Origin of the sequence: Streptomyces xanthophaeus, from assembly GCF_000725805.1 — a bacterium.
Lineage (GTDB): Bacteria > Actinomycetota > Actinomycetes > Streptomycetales > Streptomycetaceae > Streptomyces > Streptomyces xanthophaeus.
In genome coordinates this window covers 62,659-81,724 of sequence record NZ_JOFT01000033.1, presented here as the reverse complement: position 1 = coordinate 81,724, position 19,066 = coordinate 62,659, and the positions used below count along the sequence as shown (strand labels likewise).

Sequence of the window (19,066 nt, the reverse complement as noted above, 5' to 3'; positions counted from 1 at the left end):
CCCAGACGGGCCGCAGACGCTGAGCAATGAGGAGCGCGTAGCGATTAGACGCGCCCACCGGCCCCGCCGGGGGGACTGGGACCGGCCCGGGCTGCGACTGGGCTCACCGCAAGCCTTGCCCGCCGGGACCCTGATGCCCCGTCTATAGATGGCTGCCCAGGAAACCGTTCCTTTGGGGGCTTCCCGACAGTCCTTGTCTTTCCGTGTCGGGACGGGCGGTCAGGAGCGCCCTTGAGGGCCCGGCCCGGCACGGAAGGACCGTGGGACTGACGGGAATCCCCCAAGACTTCTCTGATCAGGCCAAGGGGTAACAGGCCCCCGAAGCCCCCGCCCCGCCGACCCTCGGGGATCGGCGGGGCAGGCGCCCGTCCGGGCGCAGCCCGCAGTGGCGCTCGAAGTGGCGCTAGAAGGGCAGGCCGACGCATGCCCCGCAGACGTACGGGGTGCCGCAGACTTCGTGGTACCCGGACCCGAAGTCGTAGCGCTGGCAGCAGTCCTCGCAGACTTCCACCACGCCGTAGCACTCGGCCTTGCTGTACCCGCTCGCGCCCGCGCATTGCGACGGGTACGACTGCGGAACGATGCCGCCTTCTCCTTCGGCCCACCGGACCTCGATCCGAGGGTTACGGAGAAGTGGCGATCTCCGTTCGAGTGTTGCTTCTGCAGAGAATCCGGGATTCGTCATCTTTGCCTCCTTCACCGCAGGTGAGGATCGGGGATCGGCCTGCGTCATCGCTCGTAGAACGGCGAGAGTTTGGTGACGAGGAAGGGGAATTCCTCGGTCACGTCCACGCGGACGAAGTACTTCTCGGTCGTGTCGGCGCGCCGATGCGTGTACGAGAAGATGACGTCCACGATGTTCCGTGCGCCCCCGAGTCGCGAGGGCCGGACCTCCACCCCGCTGAGAGATGATTCCGCGGCGTGCGATTCGGCGGCCCTGGTGTAGATCGCGTGATAGCGAACCGCCAGGTAGTTGAGGGCCCGGTGTTCGTCGGTCGCCCCCGCGTTGTCGGCCACCTGGCCGATCCTGTCGAAGAGTTCGGCAGCGGTGGCCTGGAACTTCTCCTCGGGTTGGTCCTGCGGTCGTGGTATCTCGCGGATGAGGGCGTCGCGGTCGAACGAGTACAGCTGGTCGAAGGCCACGATGGGAACCATCAGCCCGTTGCACTTCTCCGGCGGGGCGTTGGGGCCGCGCACGCCCACGACCACGTCCACGTCATGTGTGCCGGGATCGGGCCGCACGGCCTCGATCAGGAGATCGAAATCCGCGGGATCACGAGGAGCCAGGAGGTAGGTCTCCAGTCCTTCGATCGTGAACACCCAGCAGATCTGTCGGGCGAGGTACCTGCCGGACCGTTCCTCCAGGACCGACTTGAGCGCCTGCCGGTCGGTTTGGCCCGCGGTCTCGATGCGGCCCATGGCCTGCGCGAATTCCCGCTCCGCCGACAGGCCCGGAAACCGTGGTTCCACCTGGCCGACCGCGTAGACGAACGAGGGCGGTGCCGGCGGCGCGGCGGCTGTTCCGGCCGAGGGACATCGATGCGCGGGCGGATCCGCGGGAGCCGGTGTGGGCTGGTCAGGGGTGCTCACGTGCTCGGGTGACGGCGCCATGACGAACCTCCTCGTACCGTTGCGTACCGTTACTTACCGGTACTTCATGAATCGGGTGAGCCCTGCGGGGAGAAGACCATCCAGTCGTTGAGCCGCCTCGCGCGCTCGGCGCAACCACCGCACGGCTTGATCCCCACGGTGGACGTCGCCCTCCGGATGACGTCCCCGAGGCCGACCTCCTCGTCGTTGATGAATCCGGGAAGGCGCACCTTGTGCGGCTTCCTGCCTCCCGTTTCGGAAGGCGTTCCCCCGTGCGTTCCCACGTGTTCGCTCATTGCGTGGACCTCGCTGACTGCGTGGCTGACAACGTCTGGTGAGCCCCCCAGGCGTCGAGCAGGGGCGGGACGACGCTGGTGCGCCGGGGTCCGTGACCGCCCGTCAGGGCCGTTTTGAGCTCCAGGACGCCCGCCTTCGGGAACCGTGACCACAGCAAGGCGATCGCCCCGGTCACGAACGCGGCCGCGACGCTGGTGCCGTCCTGGGTCTGCAGCCCGCCGTCCGGGCCGAGGCTGGTCACGTTCTCACCCGGCGCGCCCAGCCCGCGCCGGCCCATGGAGCTCCCGAGGTTCGACCGCGCCATGGGCTGCGCGTCCGTGCCGTATCCCACGACGGGGATCACCCAGGGATGGCGCGTGAGCGCACTGCTGCCCAGTGTCCCCTGGTTGCCTGCGGCCACGACCACGAGTGCGCCGTGCCCGGCCGCGTGGTCCAGGGCCATGTGCAGTTCCCGCTCTTGCCTGGTGGAGGGCCGGGACATCCCCGCACTCAGGTTCAGCACCCGCGCTCCTGCGTCGACGCATTCGCAGATCGCCGCGGCCAGCCGTGGAGCCGTCACGCTCGGAAGCGGCTGTCCGTCGGATGTCGTCTCCGCGAAAACGGGACGCGCGATCACGGTGCAGCCGGGGCAGATGGCCGGAGCTGCTCCGCCGCGGCGGGCCACGAGGACGCCGGCGATGAAGGTGCCGTGCCGGCATGCCGGACTTTCCAGCAGGGAGCACGGGCCGCCACCGGGAAGCTGCCGGATGCTCTCGCTGGTCAGTGCGGGGTGATCCGTGGCGACGGGTCCGTCGAGCAGCCCGATCACGATCTCGCGCTCGCCGCTCGTGAGTCCCATCAGCGGGGTGAGTCCGACCAGATCCAAGGGGACCATCGGGAGACCTCCCAACCGAGGTGCTCCAGCTGAGGTGCTCCAGCTGAGGTGCTACCTCACGTTCACTCATCACCATGCCACGCTATGCCCCTTTTGTCTCTCCAGTGCGCGTACGCAGCGGAGTTGACGGGGTCAGGTGCCCTCGTGGCGGCCGCGCCGTGCGGCCGTCACGTGGACGGGCCGCCGAACTGGTCCGGAACGGCGCTCCGGTGGTGCGGTGATGGCTCCCGGCGTCGGAAGGGGCATGGTGTACCGCTGACTTAACGGGCGGTCATGGCTCCGTCGGCTCCGTCCGCTCCGTCGGCTGCTTCAGGGTGCGGATGGTGTGGTGGATCAGGAGGTGCCCCCACACCTCCTGTTCGACGCCGTCGGGCCAGCGCGAGCGCAGGACCTGCGGACGGTCGGGGGACAGGGTGCCGAGGGACGCGAGAGAGGCGTGCAGGCGCCACCTGTGGCGGTGGAGCGCGATCAGCTCCGAGGCGGGAGCCTTCTCGTGGTCGAGGACGGTGGTCGCAAGAGGGACGCTCAGGGCCGGAGCCGCGCCGATCACGCGGACGGTGCCCGGGAAGCTGGCCAGTTCGCAGAGGCGGGAGCCGTCGGGGAGCGGGGCGTCGGTCTGCAGGGAGGTGCGCAGGCGTGTCGGCCAGACCAGGTCGGCTCCCGTGGCCCATGCGCCGGCCAGGGCGGCCGGATCGTCGAATCCGTCGTCGGCGAGCAGGAGGTCACCGGTTCCCATGGCGCCGCACAGTTCCCGGGCGAGCGTCCCGGGGGAGTGGTCGGGCGGTCGTGCCAGCACTGCGTGGCGGATGGTGTGGCTGGTGTCCCCGCCCAGGGCGAGGACGTGTACGCGGGGAAGGTCCGCCCGGCGGGAGTGCGGGGGCCGGCGGCCCTGGGCGGGTACGGCGGCGGGCTCCCCTCCGTAGCAGGAGCGGTTCTCCCTGCTGTCCGGGACCGGGATCGCGGCGGCGTCGGCCGTCACCACGCGCCAGTGCCGGTACCGGTCGCCGGATGCCGAGGCCGCAGAGGCGCGGGACGCGCGGGTCGCCTCGGTGAACAGCGTGGCCAGCGGCTCCGGTCCCAGACGGGCTCGCGCGCGGGAGAGGGCGGCGGTGGTGGGCAGCCGGCGCGCCGCGGGGTCCGCGCCGGCCCAGATCAGTCCGTCGGTGAGGAGTTCGGCGACGCGTGAGTACCCCTCCTGCGTGAAGAGGCATATCGCCAGGATGAAGTAGACGGTGGTCCGCGACGGCAGCAGTCTTCGGCGGTGTTCCGTCCGGTCACAGGAGGCGACCGCCGCGTCCACCATTTCCGGGGGAAACGTGCGGATGATCAGCCCTACAGAAATGCGATCGGTGAGTGTGTCGTCCGCTGCCTTTCGGGACTGCCCTGCCCGTGGCACCTGGTCGCCTCCCTCGGTCTCCTCGACGGATTTCTTAAGTCAGCGGTAGGCAATCGTTCCATGTTGCCCGGCAATCGGATACGGCGAAGCATGAAGTTGTGCTCAACGAGAGCCTTTGTCTCGACCGACGCGAGGAGTTGCTGTCCGGTTGCACGGGAGAATCGATTCCGCATCTCTCGGGACGAGCAAACGATTCTTCCTTCGGGGCCGTGACAAACAATCCGCACGACGAAGAAAGGGGCAGAGATGACAGATCGCGCACTGCTCGTCGGGATCGACGAATACCCAGATCCGGCAAACCGTCTGAACAGCTGTATCGCCGACACAGAGGCTTTCAAGGGCCTGCTGGGCGAGCTCGGCTTCGCCGCTTCGGAGATCCGCGTCCTGCACGACGCCGACGCCACCTTGGACCGGACCAGGGAAGGGCTGGACTGGCTCTGCCAAGGGGCGCAGTCGGGCGATCGCCGGGTCTTCTTCCAGTCGTCCCACGGATACCGCTATCTCAAGGGTGACGTGATGACGGAAGTCCTCTGCTGCTACGACGAGTTCCTGGAGGACACGGAGCTCGTCCAGCGCACCGCGGGGCTGCCGTCCGGAGTGCTCACCGTGATCCTCGACGCCTGCCACTCCGGGGGCATGGAGAAGACCTTCTTCGTCGACGAGGCGACTCGTCTCGTCCGGACCAAGGTCTTCACGGCGCCGCCGGAAAAGGCCCTCTCGAAGGCGAACTCGCTGACGGCCTGTCGTGCGGTCAAGCCGTTCGGCCGGCCCGCGCTGCGCGACGAGTCCTCCCTGCTCTTCAATTTCGCGAACTCGCCCGGCAAGGCGTTCGTGCCGAAGGGGGTCGTGCCCGGTACCGGTGAACTGAACGGCATTCTGATCACGGCCTCCCGCGCGGACCAGACCGCCGCCGCGGGAAGCGCGGTGACCGACTGGCTCTCGGCGTTCACCTTCGCCCTCCTGCGCGAGATGGACGGGGACATCCCGGTTGCCGACCTGGTGTCCCGGGCCGCGGACCGGCTGGCGTCGCTCAACATGAGCCAGACCCCGTGCGTGTTCGCCCCGTACGGCCGGGAGGAGCAGCTCGCCCGGACGCTCATCTCGATGGCCGAGGTGAGCAAGGAGCTGATCAGGAGGGTCGAAGACCTCCTCAAGTCCGCGTCCTTCGAGACGGGCGCAGCAGCAAAGGACCTCCCTTCCTTCGGATCCGGAGGAAGCGCGACGAAAGGAACACCCGCGATGACCACCACCCTGAACGTCGACAAGGCTGTCGACACCTTCCTCGGCGAACTGAAGAAGGCCAGCACCAAGACCGCCGGCAAGGGCTTCATCTCCGACGACGGCTGGTACGCCGACGTCCAGCGGGCCAGTGCCCTGTTCGCCCCGGCCCTCGCCGCGGCGGCGCCGTCGGCTGCCGGGAAGGCCGTCCGTCAGCCACTGGACAACCCGGACAACCTCGCCGACCCGAAGTTCTGGGGCGCGATCTTCGACGCGGGCCGCATCATCGTCCCGGCGGTGATCAACGAGCTCACCAAGAGCGCCGCTCCCACCGGCGCCGCGAAGGGCGACGTCCACGCGCAGATCGCGCAGAAGATCCCGGCCGAGTTCCGCGGCAACGAGAAGTTCTTCGGCCTCGTCGAGACGCTGGTGTCCGTCGGCCTGCCGCTGGCCATCCAGGCGTTCAGCAAGGACTACAAGAACGGCTACGAGAACGGCCACCAGGTCGGCAGCAACGGGCAGATCGACCTGCCGCTGCCGGCGGGCCTGTCCGAAGCCGAACGCAAGGACTGGCTCTCCGCCGCCCTCAACGTGGCCGCCGACTGCCTGCCGCCCCTCATCCGGGCCCTCTCCTGACCTGACCCGGAGGCCCGCGTGGTGGCTGCGCCGCATGCCGGCGCAGCCACCACAGTGAGCCCCCCCTCGAATCGCGTGGCCGCCACGGCGGCCACGCCGCCGGAGGAGAGCCGATGTCCAGAGCCGAGGACGACGCGGTCTACCGGAAGGCGGCCGCGGATCTCGCACGCATGCTCCAGCCCGACCTGTCGCACCTGCCCCGGGAACAGACCACCGTCGCCATGCTCAAGGCCTTCGGCCGGAACGGGCCCGATCAGGGCTGGCTGGAGGAGTTCCGGCGCCGCGTTCAGGACGAGAGCGCCGGCCGGGTGACGCTGGTGGGCGTCGCCCGCGAGACGGTTCCGCCGCCCCATGTGAAGAGCACCGCCGCCTCGTACCAGAAGCTGGTCGACAGCCGCGACGGAACGGAACAGCTGCTGGTCATGGGCCCGTTCGAGCCGCCCTTCCGGTTCATTGCCGCCGGGCCGGACCGGCCGGGCGGGCGTACCTCCTGCCCCTGAGCTATCCGAGCGGCAGGTCCAGGTACGAAGGCGTCGTCTCCGGCGAGGTGAACGACAGGGTCGCCCGCGGGAGGTTGGCGTCGCCGTAGAAGGGGTCGCGGGCGTCGATCACCAGCATCAGGCGGTGGCCGCGCGGGACGTCGTACGCCGTGGCCTGGAGGTCGATGTCCGCGCTGATCAGGCTGTCCGGCGGGGAGTCGAGATCGGTGAACGGGGCGTGCGTGACGATGTGGGCGGAGTCGTCGGGCGCCACGTCCAGGAGGTACGCGACGAAGGTGGAGCCGGGGTTCGCCGCCCGGTATGTGACGCGCAGGCGGGGCGTACCCCGCAGCCGGGTGGTCTCGCGGCCGGGGGCCGCGGCCCACACGGCGGCGACGGTGCGGTCGATGTCGGCCGTCGGGTAGACCTTCGGATTGCCGGCGATCTCCGGGTACCCGGAGGTGACGACGGAGTCGGCGACGGTGGCCGGGGTGTCCACCCCGCACAGCACGCCCGCCGTCCACCCGGCCTCCGGCTCCTCGGTGAGCTCACCGCCGCCCGCCAGGTGCAGCCGGTGCACCTCCTCGGTGACGGAGTGCCAGGTGGGGCGGGGTTCCAGGGTCTTGCTCCACATCACCTCGTTGAGCACCTGGCCTTCGGCGTCGATGCCGTTGTCGATCCCCTTGAGGTGGCGGTCGAACCAGCGGTGGGCGTCCGTCCAGATCCGGTTCGGCAGACCGAACATGCCCGGGGCCTCGGGGCCCGAGTGGTCGCCGATGGAGAGGGCGAGGCGCTTGGGGCCGGTCAGTTCGTTGAACATCTTCAGGGTCTGGTTCGACGGGAAGAGCGTCTCGTGCCAGGCGTGCGAGAAGAAGACGGGGACCTGGCGGCGGTTGAGCTCCTTGATGTGGCTGAAGGGGGAGCGCGGCTCCGCCCAGCTCAGGGTGCCGCGGATGTCGCGGTCGGCGAGGACGTTGTCGAAGACGCTGCGCGTCTGCGGGCTCAGCCGGGCCCTCCCGGCTGCGTCGAGCAGGGCCCGAACGGCGGCGACGTGGCGGGTGGAGTTCTCGTAGAAGGCCTCCCCGAGGTCGCCCCAGCTGCTGAGCGCGACCACGGCGTCGACGCGGGTGTCGTGCGCGGCGACGAGCTGGCTGATGCCGGAGCCGTACGAGTCCCCGAGGAAGCCGATCTTCGTCACCGGTCCGGTGCTGCGCTCGATGAGGTGGTCCAGGGCCCGGCTGCCGTCGGCGACGTCGAGCGGGCCCGCCACGTCGACCTGGCCCTCGGAGGCGGCGAAGCCCCGGGTGGTGTAGGCGAGGACGTTGTAGCCGCGGGAGGCGAACAGGGTGGCCTGGACGGCGTACGCGAGCCAGCCCAGGTCGGTCCAGGGCGACGGCATCACGATCACCGGCCGCGGCTGGACCCCCGTGTGCCGCCACATCGCGGCGTCCAGGAGGTCTCCGTCGGCGCCGGTCACCTTGCCGCGGGTGAAGACGGCGAGGGAGCGGGCCTCGGCGACCTCGGCGGCGCGGGCGGGCGCGAGTCCGGTGAGGTCACCGGACTCCAGGGCGCCGACGAAGGCGCCGAGGGCGGTCGCGTCGAGTTCGGGATAGAGGGAGAAGGGGGTTCGTCCGGCTGCGGTCACGTCGGTTCATCCTCTGCGTCGAGTGACATGAACGTGGTGTGCTCGCCCGGGCCCGGAGCGGAACGTCCAGTATCGACGGGACATCCGGTGACGTATCGCGCGTTTCCCGCTTACGGCCTGAATCGCCCCCTCCGTACCGGGCGGCCGACGGGGCGCGGGGCCTGCGGTCCTCGCGCGTCGTCGCAAGTCGCTTCAGGGGGTGGGGGGTTGGCGCCGGTGGCGGGAACGCGCCGGGTTGCGGCCAAATCATGCAAGCATGCTTGATTGTTTTGGTGGAGGCTGCCACTGTTCCCCTCACGCCGAGAGGGGAGCGCACCGTGCCCGATCCGTCCGCCGTCCGTTCCGACGCCGATGCCGCCGCAGTCTTCGTCGACCTGCGTGAGGAGGGGCGCGAGCTCGACCTCCTCGTCGCCGGGATGACCGCCGCCGACTGGGCCCGGGCCACCCCCGCGCCGGGCTGGAGCATCGCCCACCAGATCGCCCACCTGCACTGGACCGACCGGGCGGCGCTGCTCTCCCTGACCGACTCCACCGGCTTCGGCCACATGGTCGAGGAGGCCCTGAAGGCGCCCGACTCCTTCGTGGACGAAGGCGCCGAGGAGGGCGCCGCGCTGCCGCCCGAGCTGCTGCTGGCCCGCTGGCGGGCCGGGCGCACCGCCCTCGGCGAGGCGCTCGCCGAGGCCTCGCCCGACACCCGGTTCCCCTGGTACGGGCCCCCGATGAAGGCCGCCTCGATGGCCAGCGCCCGTCTGATGGAGACCTGGGCGCACGGCCAGGACGTCGCCGACGCGCTCGGCGTGCACCGCGCCCCCACCGCCCGGCTGCGCCATGTGGCCCGGATCGGAGTGCGGGCCCGCGACTACGCCTACGCCGTACGCGGACTGCCCGCGCCCGACGGGGAGTTCCGGGTCGAGCTGAGCGCCCCGGACGGCGCCGGTGTGTGGGCGTACGGCCCGCCGGACGCCCCGCAGCGGATCACCGGCCCCGCGCTCGACTTCTGCCTCCTGGTGACCCAGCGGGCCCACCGGGCCGATCTGGCGCTGACCGCCGAGGGCCCGGACGCCGACCGCTGGCTGGACATCGCCCAGGCCTTCGCCGGCCCCGCCGGCCCCGGGCGCGCCCCGCAGGACGCCCGGTGACACGCAGGCCCCTGCGCATCGGGAACGCGTCGGGCTTCTACGGGGACCGCTCCTCCGCGCTGCGCGAGATGCTCACCGGCGGCCCGCTGGACGTGCTGACCGGGGACTACCTGGCCGAGCTGACCATGCTGATCCTCGGCCGCGACCGTCTGAAGAACCCGGGCCTCGGCTACGCCAAGACCTTCCTGCGGCAGTTGGAGGAGGGGCTGGGCCTCGCGCACGAACGGGGCGTACGGATCGTCACGAACGCGGGCGGCCTCAACCCGGCCGGGCTCGCCGACGCCGTCCGCGCGCTGGCGGCCGAGGTGGGCGTGCCCGTCACCGTCGCCCACGTCGAGGGCGACGACCTGATGCCGTACGGGGACGGCGTGCTGACGGCCAACGCCTACCTCGGCGGCGCCGGGATCACGGCCTGCCTGCGGGCGGGCGCGGACGTGGTCGTGACCGGCCGCGTCACGGACGCGGCGCTGGTCAGCGGACCGGCGGCCTGGTGGTTCGACTGGGCGCCGCAGGACCACGACCGGCTGGCGGGGGCGGTGGTGGCGGGCCACGTCCTGGAATGCGGCACCCAGGCCACCGGCGGCAACTACTGCTTCTTCACCGCTCACGACGTCCGCCGCCCGGGTTTCCCCCTCGCGGAGGTCTTCGAGGACGGCTCGTCGGTGATCACCAAGCATCCGGGCACGGGCGGGGCGGTCACCACCGGCACGGTCACCGCCCAACTCCTCTACGAGACCCAGGGCGTGCGCTATCTCGGCCCGGACGTGACCGCCCGTCTGGACACCGTCCGGCTGGAGCAGGACGGACCTGACCGGGTCCGGGTCTCGGGCGTCCTCGGCGAGCCGCCGCCCGCCCTGCTGAAGGCGGGCATCACCCGCCTGGGCGGCTGGCGCAACGAGGTGGTGTTCGTGCTGACCGGCCTGGACGTCGACGCGAAGGCGGCCCTGGTCCGCGCGCAGCTGGCCGAAGCCCTGGAGGGCGTCGACGACGCGACCTGGACCCTGGCCCGTACGGACCACGAGGACGCCGCGACGGAGGAGACCGCGAGCGCCCTGCTGCGCCTGGTGGTCCGCGACCCGTCGCCGGACCGGGTGGGGCGGGCCCTGACCTCGGCGGCCGTGGAGCTGGCCCTGGGCAGCTACCCGGGCTTCCACGTGACGGCCCCGCCGGGACCGGCCCAGCCGTACGGGGTGTTCACCTCGGCCCTGGTCCCGCGCGAGTCGGCGCCCCACACGGCGGTCCTCCCGGACGGGACGAAGCTCCGGCCGGCAGACCCGCCGCCGGCAGACCCGCCGCCCGCAGACCCGCCGCCCGCGGACCCGCCGCCCGCGGACCTGCCCGCGGACCCGCTGGGAGCCCCCGAAGGCGCGTGGGGCGGAGCTCCGGAAGCCACCCGCCGAGCACCGCTCGGCGCGGTGGCCGGGGCCCGCAGCGGCGACAAGGGCGGCGACGCCAACGTCGGTGTGTGGGTCACCTCCGAAGCCGCCTGGGCCTGGCTGCACCGGACCCTCACGGTCGAGGCCTTCCAGGCCCTGCTCCCCGAGACCGCAGGTCTCCCCGTCACCCGGCACGTGCTCCCGCAGCTGCGCGCCCTGAACTTCACCGTCACCGGGATCCTCGGCGACGGCGTCGCCTCCGGCCACCGCTTCGACCCCCAGGCCAAGGCCCTCGGCGAATGGCTGCGCGCCCGCCACCTCGACATCCCGGCCCACCTGCTGCCCGCACCGGAAGTGAGCGGCCCATGACCCGCCTCGGCACCACCGTCGACCCCCGCACCCCCGAGCACGCGAAGGCCCGTACCGCCGCCCTGGAACGCATCGCCGCACTGGACGCCGAGCACGCCAAGGCCCTGGACGGCGGCGGGGAGAAGTACACCGCCCGGCACCGCGGGCGCGGCAAACTGCTGGCCCGCGAACGCATCGAGCTGCTCCTCGACCCGGACACCCCGTTCCTGGAGCTGTCACCGCTCGCCGCCTGGGGCAGCGACTACCCCGTCGGCGGCTCGATGGTCACCGGCATCGGCACCGTCGAGGGCGTCGAATGCCTGGTCACCGCCAACGACCCCACCGTGCGCGGCGGGGCCAGCAATCCCTGGACCCTGAAGAAGGCCCTGCGGGCCAACGAGATCGCCCGGCAGAACCGGCTGCCCTGCATCAGCCTCGTCGAGTCCGGCGGCGCCGACCTGCCGTCCCAGAAGGAGATCTTCATCCCCGGCGGCGCGATCTTCCGGGACCTGACCCGGCTGTCGGCCGACGGCATCCCGACCGTCGCCGTGGTCTTCGGCAACTCCACCGCCGGGGGCGCGTACATCCCCGGGATGTCCGACCACACCATCATGATCAAGGACCGGTCGAAGGTGTTCCTCGGCGGTCCGCCCCTGGTCAAGATGGCCACGGGGGAGGAGAGCGACGACGAGTCCCTCGGCGGGGCCGAGATGCACGCCCGGGTCTCCGGGCTCGCCGACTACTACGCCCTCGACGAGCACGACGCGATCCGCCAGGCCCGCCGCGTCGTCGCCCGACTGGCCCACCGCAAGCCGCACCAGGACCCGCCGGCGGCCGCCGAGCCCCTCTACGATCCCGAGGAGCTGCTCGGGATCGTCCCGCCCGACCTGAAGACCCCGTTCGACCCCCGCGAGGTCATCGCCCGCCTCGTCGACGCCTCCGACTTCGACGAGTTCAAGCCGCTCTACGGGCCCAGCCTGGTCACCGGCTGGGCCACCCTCCACGGCTATCCGGTCGGCATCCTCGCCAACGCCCAGGGCGTGCTGTTCAGCGCCGAGTCGCAGAAGGCCGCCCAGTTCATCCAGCTCGCCAACCAGCGCGACATCCCGCTGCTCTTCCTCCACAACACCACCGGCTACATGGTGGGCAAGGAGTACGAGCAGGGCGGCATCATCAAGCACGGCTCGATGATGATCAACGCGGTCTCCAACTCCCGCGTCCCCCACCTGTCGGTGCTCATCGGGGCCTCCTACGGCGCCGGGCACTACGGCATGTGCGGCCGGGCCTACGAGCCGCGCTTCCTCTTCGCGTGGCCCAGCGCCAAATCCGCCGTCATGGGACCCCAGCAGCTCGCCGGGGTGCTCTCCATCGTGTCCCGGCAGTCCGCCGCCGCGAAGGGGCTCCCGTACGACGAGGAACAGGACGCCGGGATGCGGGCCTTCGTCGAGGCCCAGATCGAATCCGAGTCCCTGCCGATGTTCCTGTCCGGGCGGCTGTACGACGACGGGGTCATCGATCCCCGCGACACCCGCACCGTCCTCGGCCTGTGCCTGTCGGCCGTCCACAACGCCCCCGTCGAGGGCGCCCGTGGCGGCTTCGGCGTCTTCCGGATGTGAGCCCGCACATGACCCAGCCGATCACCTCCCAGTCGATCACCTCCCAGCTGATCCCCTCTCGGCCGATCACCTCCCTGCTCGTCGCCAACCGGGGCGAGATCGCCGTACGGATCTTCCGTACCGCCCGCGCCCTGGGCCTGGAGACCGTCGCCGTCCATTCCGACCCGGACGCCGACGCCCTCCACGTCCGCACCGCCGATGCGGCCGTACGCCTCCCCGGCGCGGCCCCCGCCGACACCTACCTGCGCGGCGACCTGATCATCAAGGCCGCCCTCGCCGCCGGAGCCGATGCCGTCCACCCCGGCTACGGCTTCCTCTCCGAGAACGCCGGCTTCGCCCGCGAGGTCGAGGCCGCGGGCCTGACCTGGATCGGGCCGTCCCCCGAGGCCATCGAGGCGATGGCCTCCAAGACCCGCGCCAAGGAACTGGTGCGCGCCGCCGGGGTGCCCCTCCTGGAACCCGTCGACCCGGCCGACGCCACCACCGCCGACCTGCCGCTCCTCCTGAAGGCCGCCGCAGGCGGCGGCGGGCGCGGCATGCGCGTCGTGCGCGACCTCGACACCCTCAAGGAGGCCCTCGAAGGCGCCGTCGCCGAAGCCCGCTCCGCCTTCGGCGACGGAGAGGTCTTCGCCGAGCCGTACGTGGAACGCGGCCGCCACGTCGAGGTGCAGGTCCTCGCCGACGCCCACGGCACCGTCTGGGCGCTGGGCACCCGCGACTGCTCCCTCCAGCGCCGCCACCAGAAGGTCATCGAGGAGGCCCCCGCCCCCGGTCTGCCGGAGAGCCTGCGCGACACCCTGCACCAGGCCGCCGTCGCCGCCGCCCGCGCCGTCTCCTACCGGGGGGCGGGCACCGTCGAATTCCTCGTCACCGCCGACGGCCGCCCCTGCTTCCTGGAGATGAACACCCGCCTCCAGGTCGAGCACCCCGTCACCGAGGCCGTCTTCGGCCTCGACCTCGTCGCCCTCCAGCTGCGCATCGCCGAGGGCGCGGCCCTGCCGCTGTCGCCCCCGGAACCGGCCGGCCACGCCGTGGAGGCCCGTCTCTACGCCGAGGACCCCGCCCAGGACTGGCGCCCGCAGGCCGGGGTACTGACCACCCTGGAGGTGCCCGGCGCGGTCCGCGTGGACACCGGTTTCGCCGACGGCGACAGCGTCGGCGTCCACTACGACCCGATGCTCGCCAAGGTCGTCGCCCACGCCCCGACCCGCGCCGAGGCCGTCCGGATCCTCGCCCACGCCCTGGCCCGAGCCCGGATCCACGGGCTCACCACCAACCGCGAGCTCCTCGTACGGTCCCTGCGGCACCCGGAGTTCACCGCCGGGCAGCCCGACACCGGCTTCTACGACCGCCACCTCGCCTCCCTGACCGAGGGCGCCCCGGACGCCGGCCTGGCGGCCCTCGCCGCCGCCCTCGCCGACGCCGCCCCCGCCCCCGGCGCCCCGCTCGCCGCCCGCCTCGGCGGCTGGCGCAACATCCGCTCCCAGCCCCAGACCCGCCGCTACACGGCAGCCGGGGCCGCGGGCGCCGGGACCGCGTACGAGGTCCAGTACCACCCGGTGGACCACCCCGGGGTCCGGGTCCTGGCCGCCCGCCCGGACCTCGTCACCCTCGAAGTCGACGGCATCCGGCGCCTGTTCCACGTGAAACAAAATTCGAACAGGTCGGAGGTCTACGTCGACTCCGTGCTCGGCGCCCACACCCTCGTCCCCGTCCCCCGGTTCGCCGACCCCCAGGAACGCACCGAACCGGGCTCCCTGCTCGCCCCCATGCCCGGCACCGTCGTCCGCGTCGCCGAGGGCCTCGGCCCCGGCAGCCCCGTCACCGCCGGGCAGCCCCTGCTCTGGCTGGAGGCCATGAAGATGGAGCACCGCATCCTCGCTCCCGCCTCCGGCACGCTCACCGCGCTCCACGCCGTCACCGGCCGCCAGGTCGAGTTCGGCGCCCTGCTCGCCGTAGTCCAGGAGGAACCGCACGCATGAGCCCCGCCATCGCCGCCGCCACGGCCGAAACCCAGGAACACCAGGCCCTGCGCAAGGCCGTCGCCGCCCTCGGGCAGAAGTACGGCCGCGCCTACCTGTCCCGCGTCGCCCGCGAGGGCGGCCACCCCGACGAGCTGTGGGCGGACGCCGCCGAGCTCGGCTACCTCGGCGTCAACCTGCCCGAGGAGTACGGCGGCGGAGGCGGCGGCATCGCCGAACTCTCCATCGTCCTGGAGGAACTCGGGGCCGCGGGCTGCCCGCTGCTGATGATGGTCGTCTCACCGGCCATCTGCGGCACGGTCATCTCCCGCTTCGGCACCGAGGCCCAGAAGCAGGCCTGGCTCCCCGGCCTCGCCGACGGCACCCGCACCATGGCCTTCGGCATCACCGAACCCGATGCCGGATCCAACTCCCACCGCATCACCACCACCGCCCGCCGCGACGGCGACGATTGGGTCCTCACCGGCCGCAAGGTCTTCATCTCCGGCGTGGACATCGCCGACGCCACCCTGATCGTCGGCCGCACCGAGGACGCCGGGAGCGGCCGCCTCAAGCCCTGCCTGTTCATCGTCCCGCGCGAGGCGCCGGGCTTCACCCGCTCGGTCATCGACATGGAACTCCAGGCCGCGGAGAAGCAGTTCGAACTGGTCCTGGACGAGGTACGGCTGCCCGCCGACGCCCTGGTCGGCGACGAGGACGCGGGCCTCCTCCAGCTCTTCGCCGGACTCAACCCCGAACGCATCATGACCGCCGCCTTCGCGATCGGCATGGGCCGCTACGCCCTCGCCCAGGCCGTCGACTACGCCAAGACCCGCCAGGTCTGGAAGGAGCCGATCGGCGCCCACCAGGCCGTGGCCCACCCCCTCGCCCAGGCCCACATCGAGCTGGAACTGGCCCGCCTGATGATGCAGAAGGCCGCCGCGCTCTACGACGCGGGCGACGACATGGGAGCGGGCGAGGCCGCGAACATGGCCAAGTACGCGGCCGGTGAGGCCTGCGTGCGCGCCGTCGACCAGTCCGTCCACACCCTCGGCGGCAACGGCCTCACCCGCGAATACGGCCTGGCCTCCCTCATCACGGCCTCCCGCGTGGCCCGCATCGCCCCGGTCAGCCGGGAGATGATCCTCAACTTCGTCTCCCACCAGACCCTGGGCCTGCCCAAGTCCTACTGACCCCCCGCCCCCACGGCCCGGCACCGTGCCAGGCCCCCGCGCCGGGGTACGGCCCCGTGCCGGGCCCGGGTCCCGGGCCGGGGCGCCGCCCCGGCCGGTTCCCCGGTATCCGGACCGCCCGCGTACCCTCCCGGAAGGCCCGTGCCCCGGCAGCGGGAACGGCCCATGGCCTTCAGGGGGCTTACGAGGGTTCCAGGTCTCCCCGGGCCTCCAGGGCCCCAGGGCCCCCAGACCTTCAGGGGCTCGCCCCACCGACCACCGCTCCGGAGGAGACATGGCCCCACTCGTGCACGCCGCCCGGGCGACCGGCATCGCCACGCTCACCCTGGACTCCCCGGGCAACCGCAACGCGCTCTCCGCCGCCCTCGTCGCCGCCCTGCGCACCGCCCTCGCCGAAGCCGCCGCCGACCCGGACGTCCGGGCCGTCGTCCTCACCCACACCGGCACCACCTTCTGCGCCGGAGCCGACCTCAAGACCCCGTGCGACCCCGCCGACTTCCTGGCCCTGCTCCGCGAGATCGCCGAGCTCCCCAAGCCCGTCGTCGCCCGCGTCACCGGACACGTCCGGGCCGGCGGCCTCGGGCTGCTCGGGGTGTGCGACATCGCCGCCGCCGGACCGCAGTCCACGTACGCCTTCACCGAGACCCACCTCGGCCTCGCGCCCGCCGTCATCTCGATGCCGCTGCTCCCGCGCCTGGACCCCCGCGCCGCCGCCCGCTACTTCCTGACCGCCGAGCAGTTCGACTCCGCCGAAGCCGCCCGGATCGGCCTGATCACCCTGCGCGCCCCCCACGCCGACGAACTGGACCAGGCCCTGGAGCCCGTCCTCACCGGCCTGCGCAAGGCCTCCCCGCAGGGCCTGGCCGCCACCAAGGCCCTCACCTCCGCCGCCGTGCGCGAGGCCCTGGAACGCGACGGCGCCCGCCTCACGGGGCTCTCCGCCGAGCTCTTCGCCTCCGCCGAGGCCCGCGAGGGCATCACCGCCCGCTTCGAGCGCCGGGACCCGTCATGGGCACGGTGACCGGCGGCCCCAAGCAGGCGCGCAGCCGCGTCACCCGCCGCCACCTCCTGGAGGCGGCCGTCTCCTGCCTGGCCGAGCACGGCTGGGCGGGCTCCACCGTCTCCGTCGTCGCCGAACGCGCCGGAGTCTCCCGGGGCGCGGCCCAGCACCACTTCCCGACCCGCGAGGACCTGTTCACGGCGGCCGTCGAATACGTCGCCGAGGAACGGTCCACGGCCCTGCGCGAGCTCTTCCACAGCGCCCCGGCCGCCCGCCCCACCGTGGTGGAAGCCCTCGTGGACCTGTACACGGGCACCCTCTTCCGGGCCGCGCTCCAGCTGTGGGTCGCCGCCTCCAACGAGGAGCAGCTGCGCCCCCGGGTCACCGAGCTGGAGGCCCGGGTCGGCCGCGAGACCCACCGCATCGCCGTGGAACTCCTGGGCGCGGACGAGTCCGTCCCCGGCGTACGGGAGACCATGCAGGGCCTGCTCGACATGGCCCGCGGCCTGGGGCTGGCCAATGTCCTCACCGACGACACGGCCCGCCGGGCCCGTGTCGTCGCCCAGTGGTCCCGCATCCTGGACGCGGCCCTCGGCTGAGCGTCAGACGAGGGCGGCCGCCAGCGCGGCCGCGAGGGACACGGCGAAGAGCCCGAGCAGGTCGTAGTGGCGCCCGGGGGACGTGCGGGCGCGGAGCGCGGTCGCGGCCCGGGACGGGTCGCGGGGGTCGTACAGCACCTCGACCAGGTCCCCCTCGCGGGTTCCGGGAGGGCAGTCGACCCCGTCCGTCAGGTGCGTGAGGGTGCGGCCGTCCGGGACCGTGTAGCGCAGGGTGACGCGGGTTCCGCCGCCCTCCTGCGGCCGGTACGCGGTGCAGCGGGCCTGGACGGCGACCCCGCGCCGGCGCAGGACCAGCCGGCGCCGCAGCAGGAACAGGGCGAGCAGCAGCGCGCCGGCGGCGAGGACGAGGCAGGGGAGGGTGCGCACAGGTGCTCCGTGACGTGGCAGGGGCGCCGCATCCCGGTCCTGCGGATGCGGCGCCCCCGTCGGGTGAGGGGTCCGAGGCGGATCAGGCGGTCTCGGCGATGTCCGCGTAGCCCTCGATCTCCTGCGGGTTGCGTCGGCCCGGCCCGGTGTAGCGGGCGGACGGCCGCACCAGGCGGCCCGTGCGCTTCTGCTCCAGGATGTGCGCGGACCATCCGGCCGTGCGGGCGCAGCTGAACATCGAGGTGAACATGTGCGCCGGGACCTCCGCGAAGTCCAGCATGATCGCGGCCCAGAACTCCACGTTCGTCGCCAGCACCCGGTCGGGGCGGCGTGCGTGCAGCTCCTCCAGCGCGGCCTTCTCCAGCGCCGCGGCGACCTCGTAGCGCGGGGCGTCCAGTTCCTTGGCGGTGCGCCGCAGGACGCGGGCGCGGGGGTCCTCGGCGCGGTACACGCGGTGCCCGAAGCCCATCAGCCGCTCGCCCTTGTCGAGGGCCTTCTTGACGTAGGCGACGGCGTCGCCGGTGCGCTCGATCTCCTCGATCATGCCGAGGACGCGGGACGGGGCCCCGCCGTGGAGCGGCCCGGACATGGCGCCGACCGCCCCGGACAGTGCGGCCGCAACGTCCGCGCCGGTGGAGGCGATGACGCGGGCGGTGAAGGTGGAGGCGTTCATGCCGTGCTCGGCGGCCGAGGTCCAGTAGGCGTCGACGGCCTTGACGTGCTTCGGGTCGGGCTCGCCGCGCCAGCGGATCATGAACCGTTCGACGACGGACTCGGCCTTGTCGATCTCCCGCTGCGGCACCATCGGCAGGCCCTGGCCGCGGGCGGACTGGGCGACGTACGACAGGGCCATGACCGCGGCCCGCGCCAGGTCGTCGCGGGCCGTGCGCTCGTCGATGTCCAGGAGCGGTTTCAGGCCCCACACGGGAGCGAGCATGGCGAGCGCGGACTGCACGTCGACCCGGATGTCACCGGAGTGGACCGGGATGGGGAAGGGCTCGGCGGCCGGCAGGCCGGGGTTGAAGGCACCGTCGACCAGCAGGCCCCACACGTTCCCGAAGGAGACGTGACCGACGAGGTCTTCGATGTCGACGCCCCGGTAGCGGAGGGATCCGCCCTCCTTGTCGGGCTCTGCGATCTCCGTTTCGAACGCGACTACACCCTCGAGCCCGGGTACGAAGTCGGACATCAGGCGGCTCCTCAGATAGTGCGAACACGCGCGGCTCCCGGCGTGATTCGCGGTCCGGCGCGGTCATCCCCGTTGATGCCCGGCACGGCCGAAGGTCACCCGCATGGGGACGTCCGGACCGGC

General features: G+C 72.4%; 16 protein-coding genes. 9 read left to right on the top strand and 7 right to left on the bottom strand.

The genetic code is table 11. The annotated features are described in order from the left end of the window. Positions 1-729 precede the first annotated feature (729 nt). From IO30_RS0121445 to IO30_RS0121430, 4 genes are all read right to left on the bottom strand, one after another. A complete protein-coding gene (locus IO30_RS0121445) occupies positions 730-1,611 on the bottom strand; it encodes a cyanobactin maturation protease PatG family protein (protein WP_157853351.1) in 882 nt (293 codons plus the stop codon). Positions 1,612-1,655: 44 nt separating this feature from the next. Continuing rightward, positions 1,656-1,820, bottom strand: coding sequence for a hypothetical protein (locus IO30_RS0121440; RefSeq protein WP_234321951.1), 165 nt, complete (start codon positions 1,818-1,820; stop codon positions 1,656-1,658). 62 nt (positions 1,821-1,882) lie between these two features. After that, positions 1,883-2,761 carry a S8 family serine peptidase gene (locus IO30_RS0121435; RefSeq protein ID WP_031145159.1) on the bottom strand — a complete coding sequence of 293 codons (879 nt, stop codon included), beginning with the start codon at positions 2,759-2,761 and terminating at the stop codon, positions 1,883-1,885. Between the two features lie 271 nt (positions 2,762-3,032). Further along, positions 3,033-4,157: a transposase domain-containing protein gene (locus tag IO30_RS0121430; protein WP_272933193.1), complete on the bottom strand. Its 1,125-nt coding sequence runs from the start codon at positions 4,155-4,157 to the stop codon at positions 3,033-3,035. A 246-nt stretch (positions 4,158-4,403) separates the two neighbouring features. Between IO30_RS0121430 and IO30_RS0121425 the strand changes: the two genes are divergently transcribed. Continuing rightward, a complete protein-coding gene (locus IO30_RS0121425; protein ID WP_031145157.1) occupies positions 4,404-6,011 on the top strand; it encodes a caspase family protein in 1,608 nt (535 codons plus the stop codon). Positions 6,012-6,124: 113 nt separating this feature from the next. Then, the gene (locus tag IO30_RS0121420) at positions 6,125-6,511 is read left to right on the top strand and encodes a hypothetical protein (RefSeq protein ID WP_031145156.1); all 387 of its coding nucleotides are present in this window, start codon (positions 6,125-6,127) and stop codon (positions 6,509-6,511) included. 1 nt (position 6,512) lies between these two features. Here IO30_RS0121420 and IO30_RS0121415 read toward each other — a convergent pair whose 3' ends face one another. Next, positions 6,513-8,135 (bottom strand): CocE/NonD family hydrolase, encoded by a 1,623-nt coding sequence (locus IO30_RS0121415; RefSeq protein WP_031145155.1) that lies wholly within the window; start codon positions 8,133-8,135, stop codon positions 6,513-6,515. 317 nt (positions 8,136-8,452) lie between these two features. On the opposite strand from IO30_RS0121415, the gene IO30_RS0121405 reads away from it, so the two are divergent. The 7 genes from IO30_RS0121405 (at position 8,453) to IO30_RS0121375 (ending at position 17,367) form a co-directional block, all read left to right on the top strand. Further along, positions 8,453-9,274: a TIGR03084 family metal-binding protein gene (locus IO30_RS0121405; RefSeq protein ID WP_037894744.1), complete on the top strand. Its 822-nt coding sequence runs from the start codon at positions 8,453-8,455 to the stop codon at positions 9,272-9,274. Between the two features lie 68 nt (positions 9,275-9,342). Further along, a complete protein-coding gene (locus IO30_RS0121400) occupies positions 9,343-11,019 on the top strand; it encodes an acyclic terpene utilization AtuA family protein (protein ID WP_237403506.1) in 1,677 nt (558 codons plus the stop codon). Beyond that, positions 11,016-12,614 (top strand): acyl-CoA carboxylase subunit beta, encoded by a 1,599-nt coding sequence (locus tag IO30_RS0121395; RefSeq protein WP_031145152.1) that lies wholly within the window; start codon positions 11,016-11,018, stop codon positions 12,612-12,614. The genes IO30_RS0121400 and IO30_RS0121395 overlap by 4 nt, the downstream gene beginning before the upstream one ends. Positions 12,615-12,622: 8 nt before the next feature. Continuing rightward, positions 12,623-14,596 (top strand): acetyl/propionyl/methylcrotonyl-CoA carboxylase subunit alpha, encoded by a 1,974-nt coding sequence (locus tag IO30_RS0121390; protein ID WP_051902483.1) that lies wholly within the window; start codon positions 12,623-12,625, stop codon positions 14,594-14,596. Then, positions 14,593-15,768: an acyl-CoA dehydrogenase family protein gene (locus IO30_RS0121385; protein WP_031145150.1), complete on the top strand. Its 1,176-nt coding sequence runs from the start codon at positions 14,593-14,595 to the stop codon at positions 15,766-15,768. Before IO30_RS0121390 ends, IO30_RS0121385 begins: the two co-directional genes overlap by 4 nt. A gap of 274 nt (positions 15,769-16,042) precedes the next feature. Beyond that, positions 16,043-16,789: an enoyl-CoA hydratase family protein gene (locus tag IO30_RS0121380; RefSeq protein ID WP_031145149.1), complete on the top strand. Its 747-nt coding sequence runs from the start codon at positions 16,043-16,045 to the stop codon at positions 16,787-16,789. Next, positions 16,777-17,367, top strand: coding sequence for a TetR/AcrR family transcriptional regulator (locus IO30_RS0121375; RefSeq protein WP_031145148.1), 591 nt, complete (start codon positions 16,777-16,779; stop codon positions 17,365-17,367). Before IO30_RS0121380 ends, IO30_RS0121375 begins: the two co-directional genes overlap by 13 nt. Before the next feature lie 3 nt (positions 17,368-17,370). Here IO30_RS0121375 and IO30_RS0121370 read toward each other — a convergent pair whose 3' ends face one another. Further along, on the bottom strand, positions 17,371-17,754 hold the full coding sequence (locus tag IO30_RS0121370; RefSeq protein ID WP_031145147.1) for a DUF3592 domain-containing protein: 384 nt from the start codon (positions 17,752-17,754) through the stop codon (positions 17,371-17,373). Between the two features lie 82 nt (positions 17,755-17,836). Beyond that, complete coding sequence (locus IO30_RS0121365) at positions 17,837-18,943, bottom strand: citrate synthase 2 (protein ID WP_031145146.1); 1,107 nt, start codon at positions 18,941-18,943, stop codon at positions 17,837-17,839. Between the last annotated feature and the right edge of the window lie 123 nt (positions 18,944-19,066).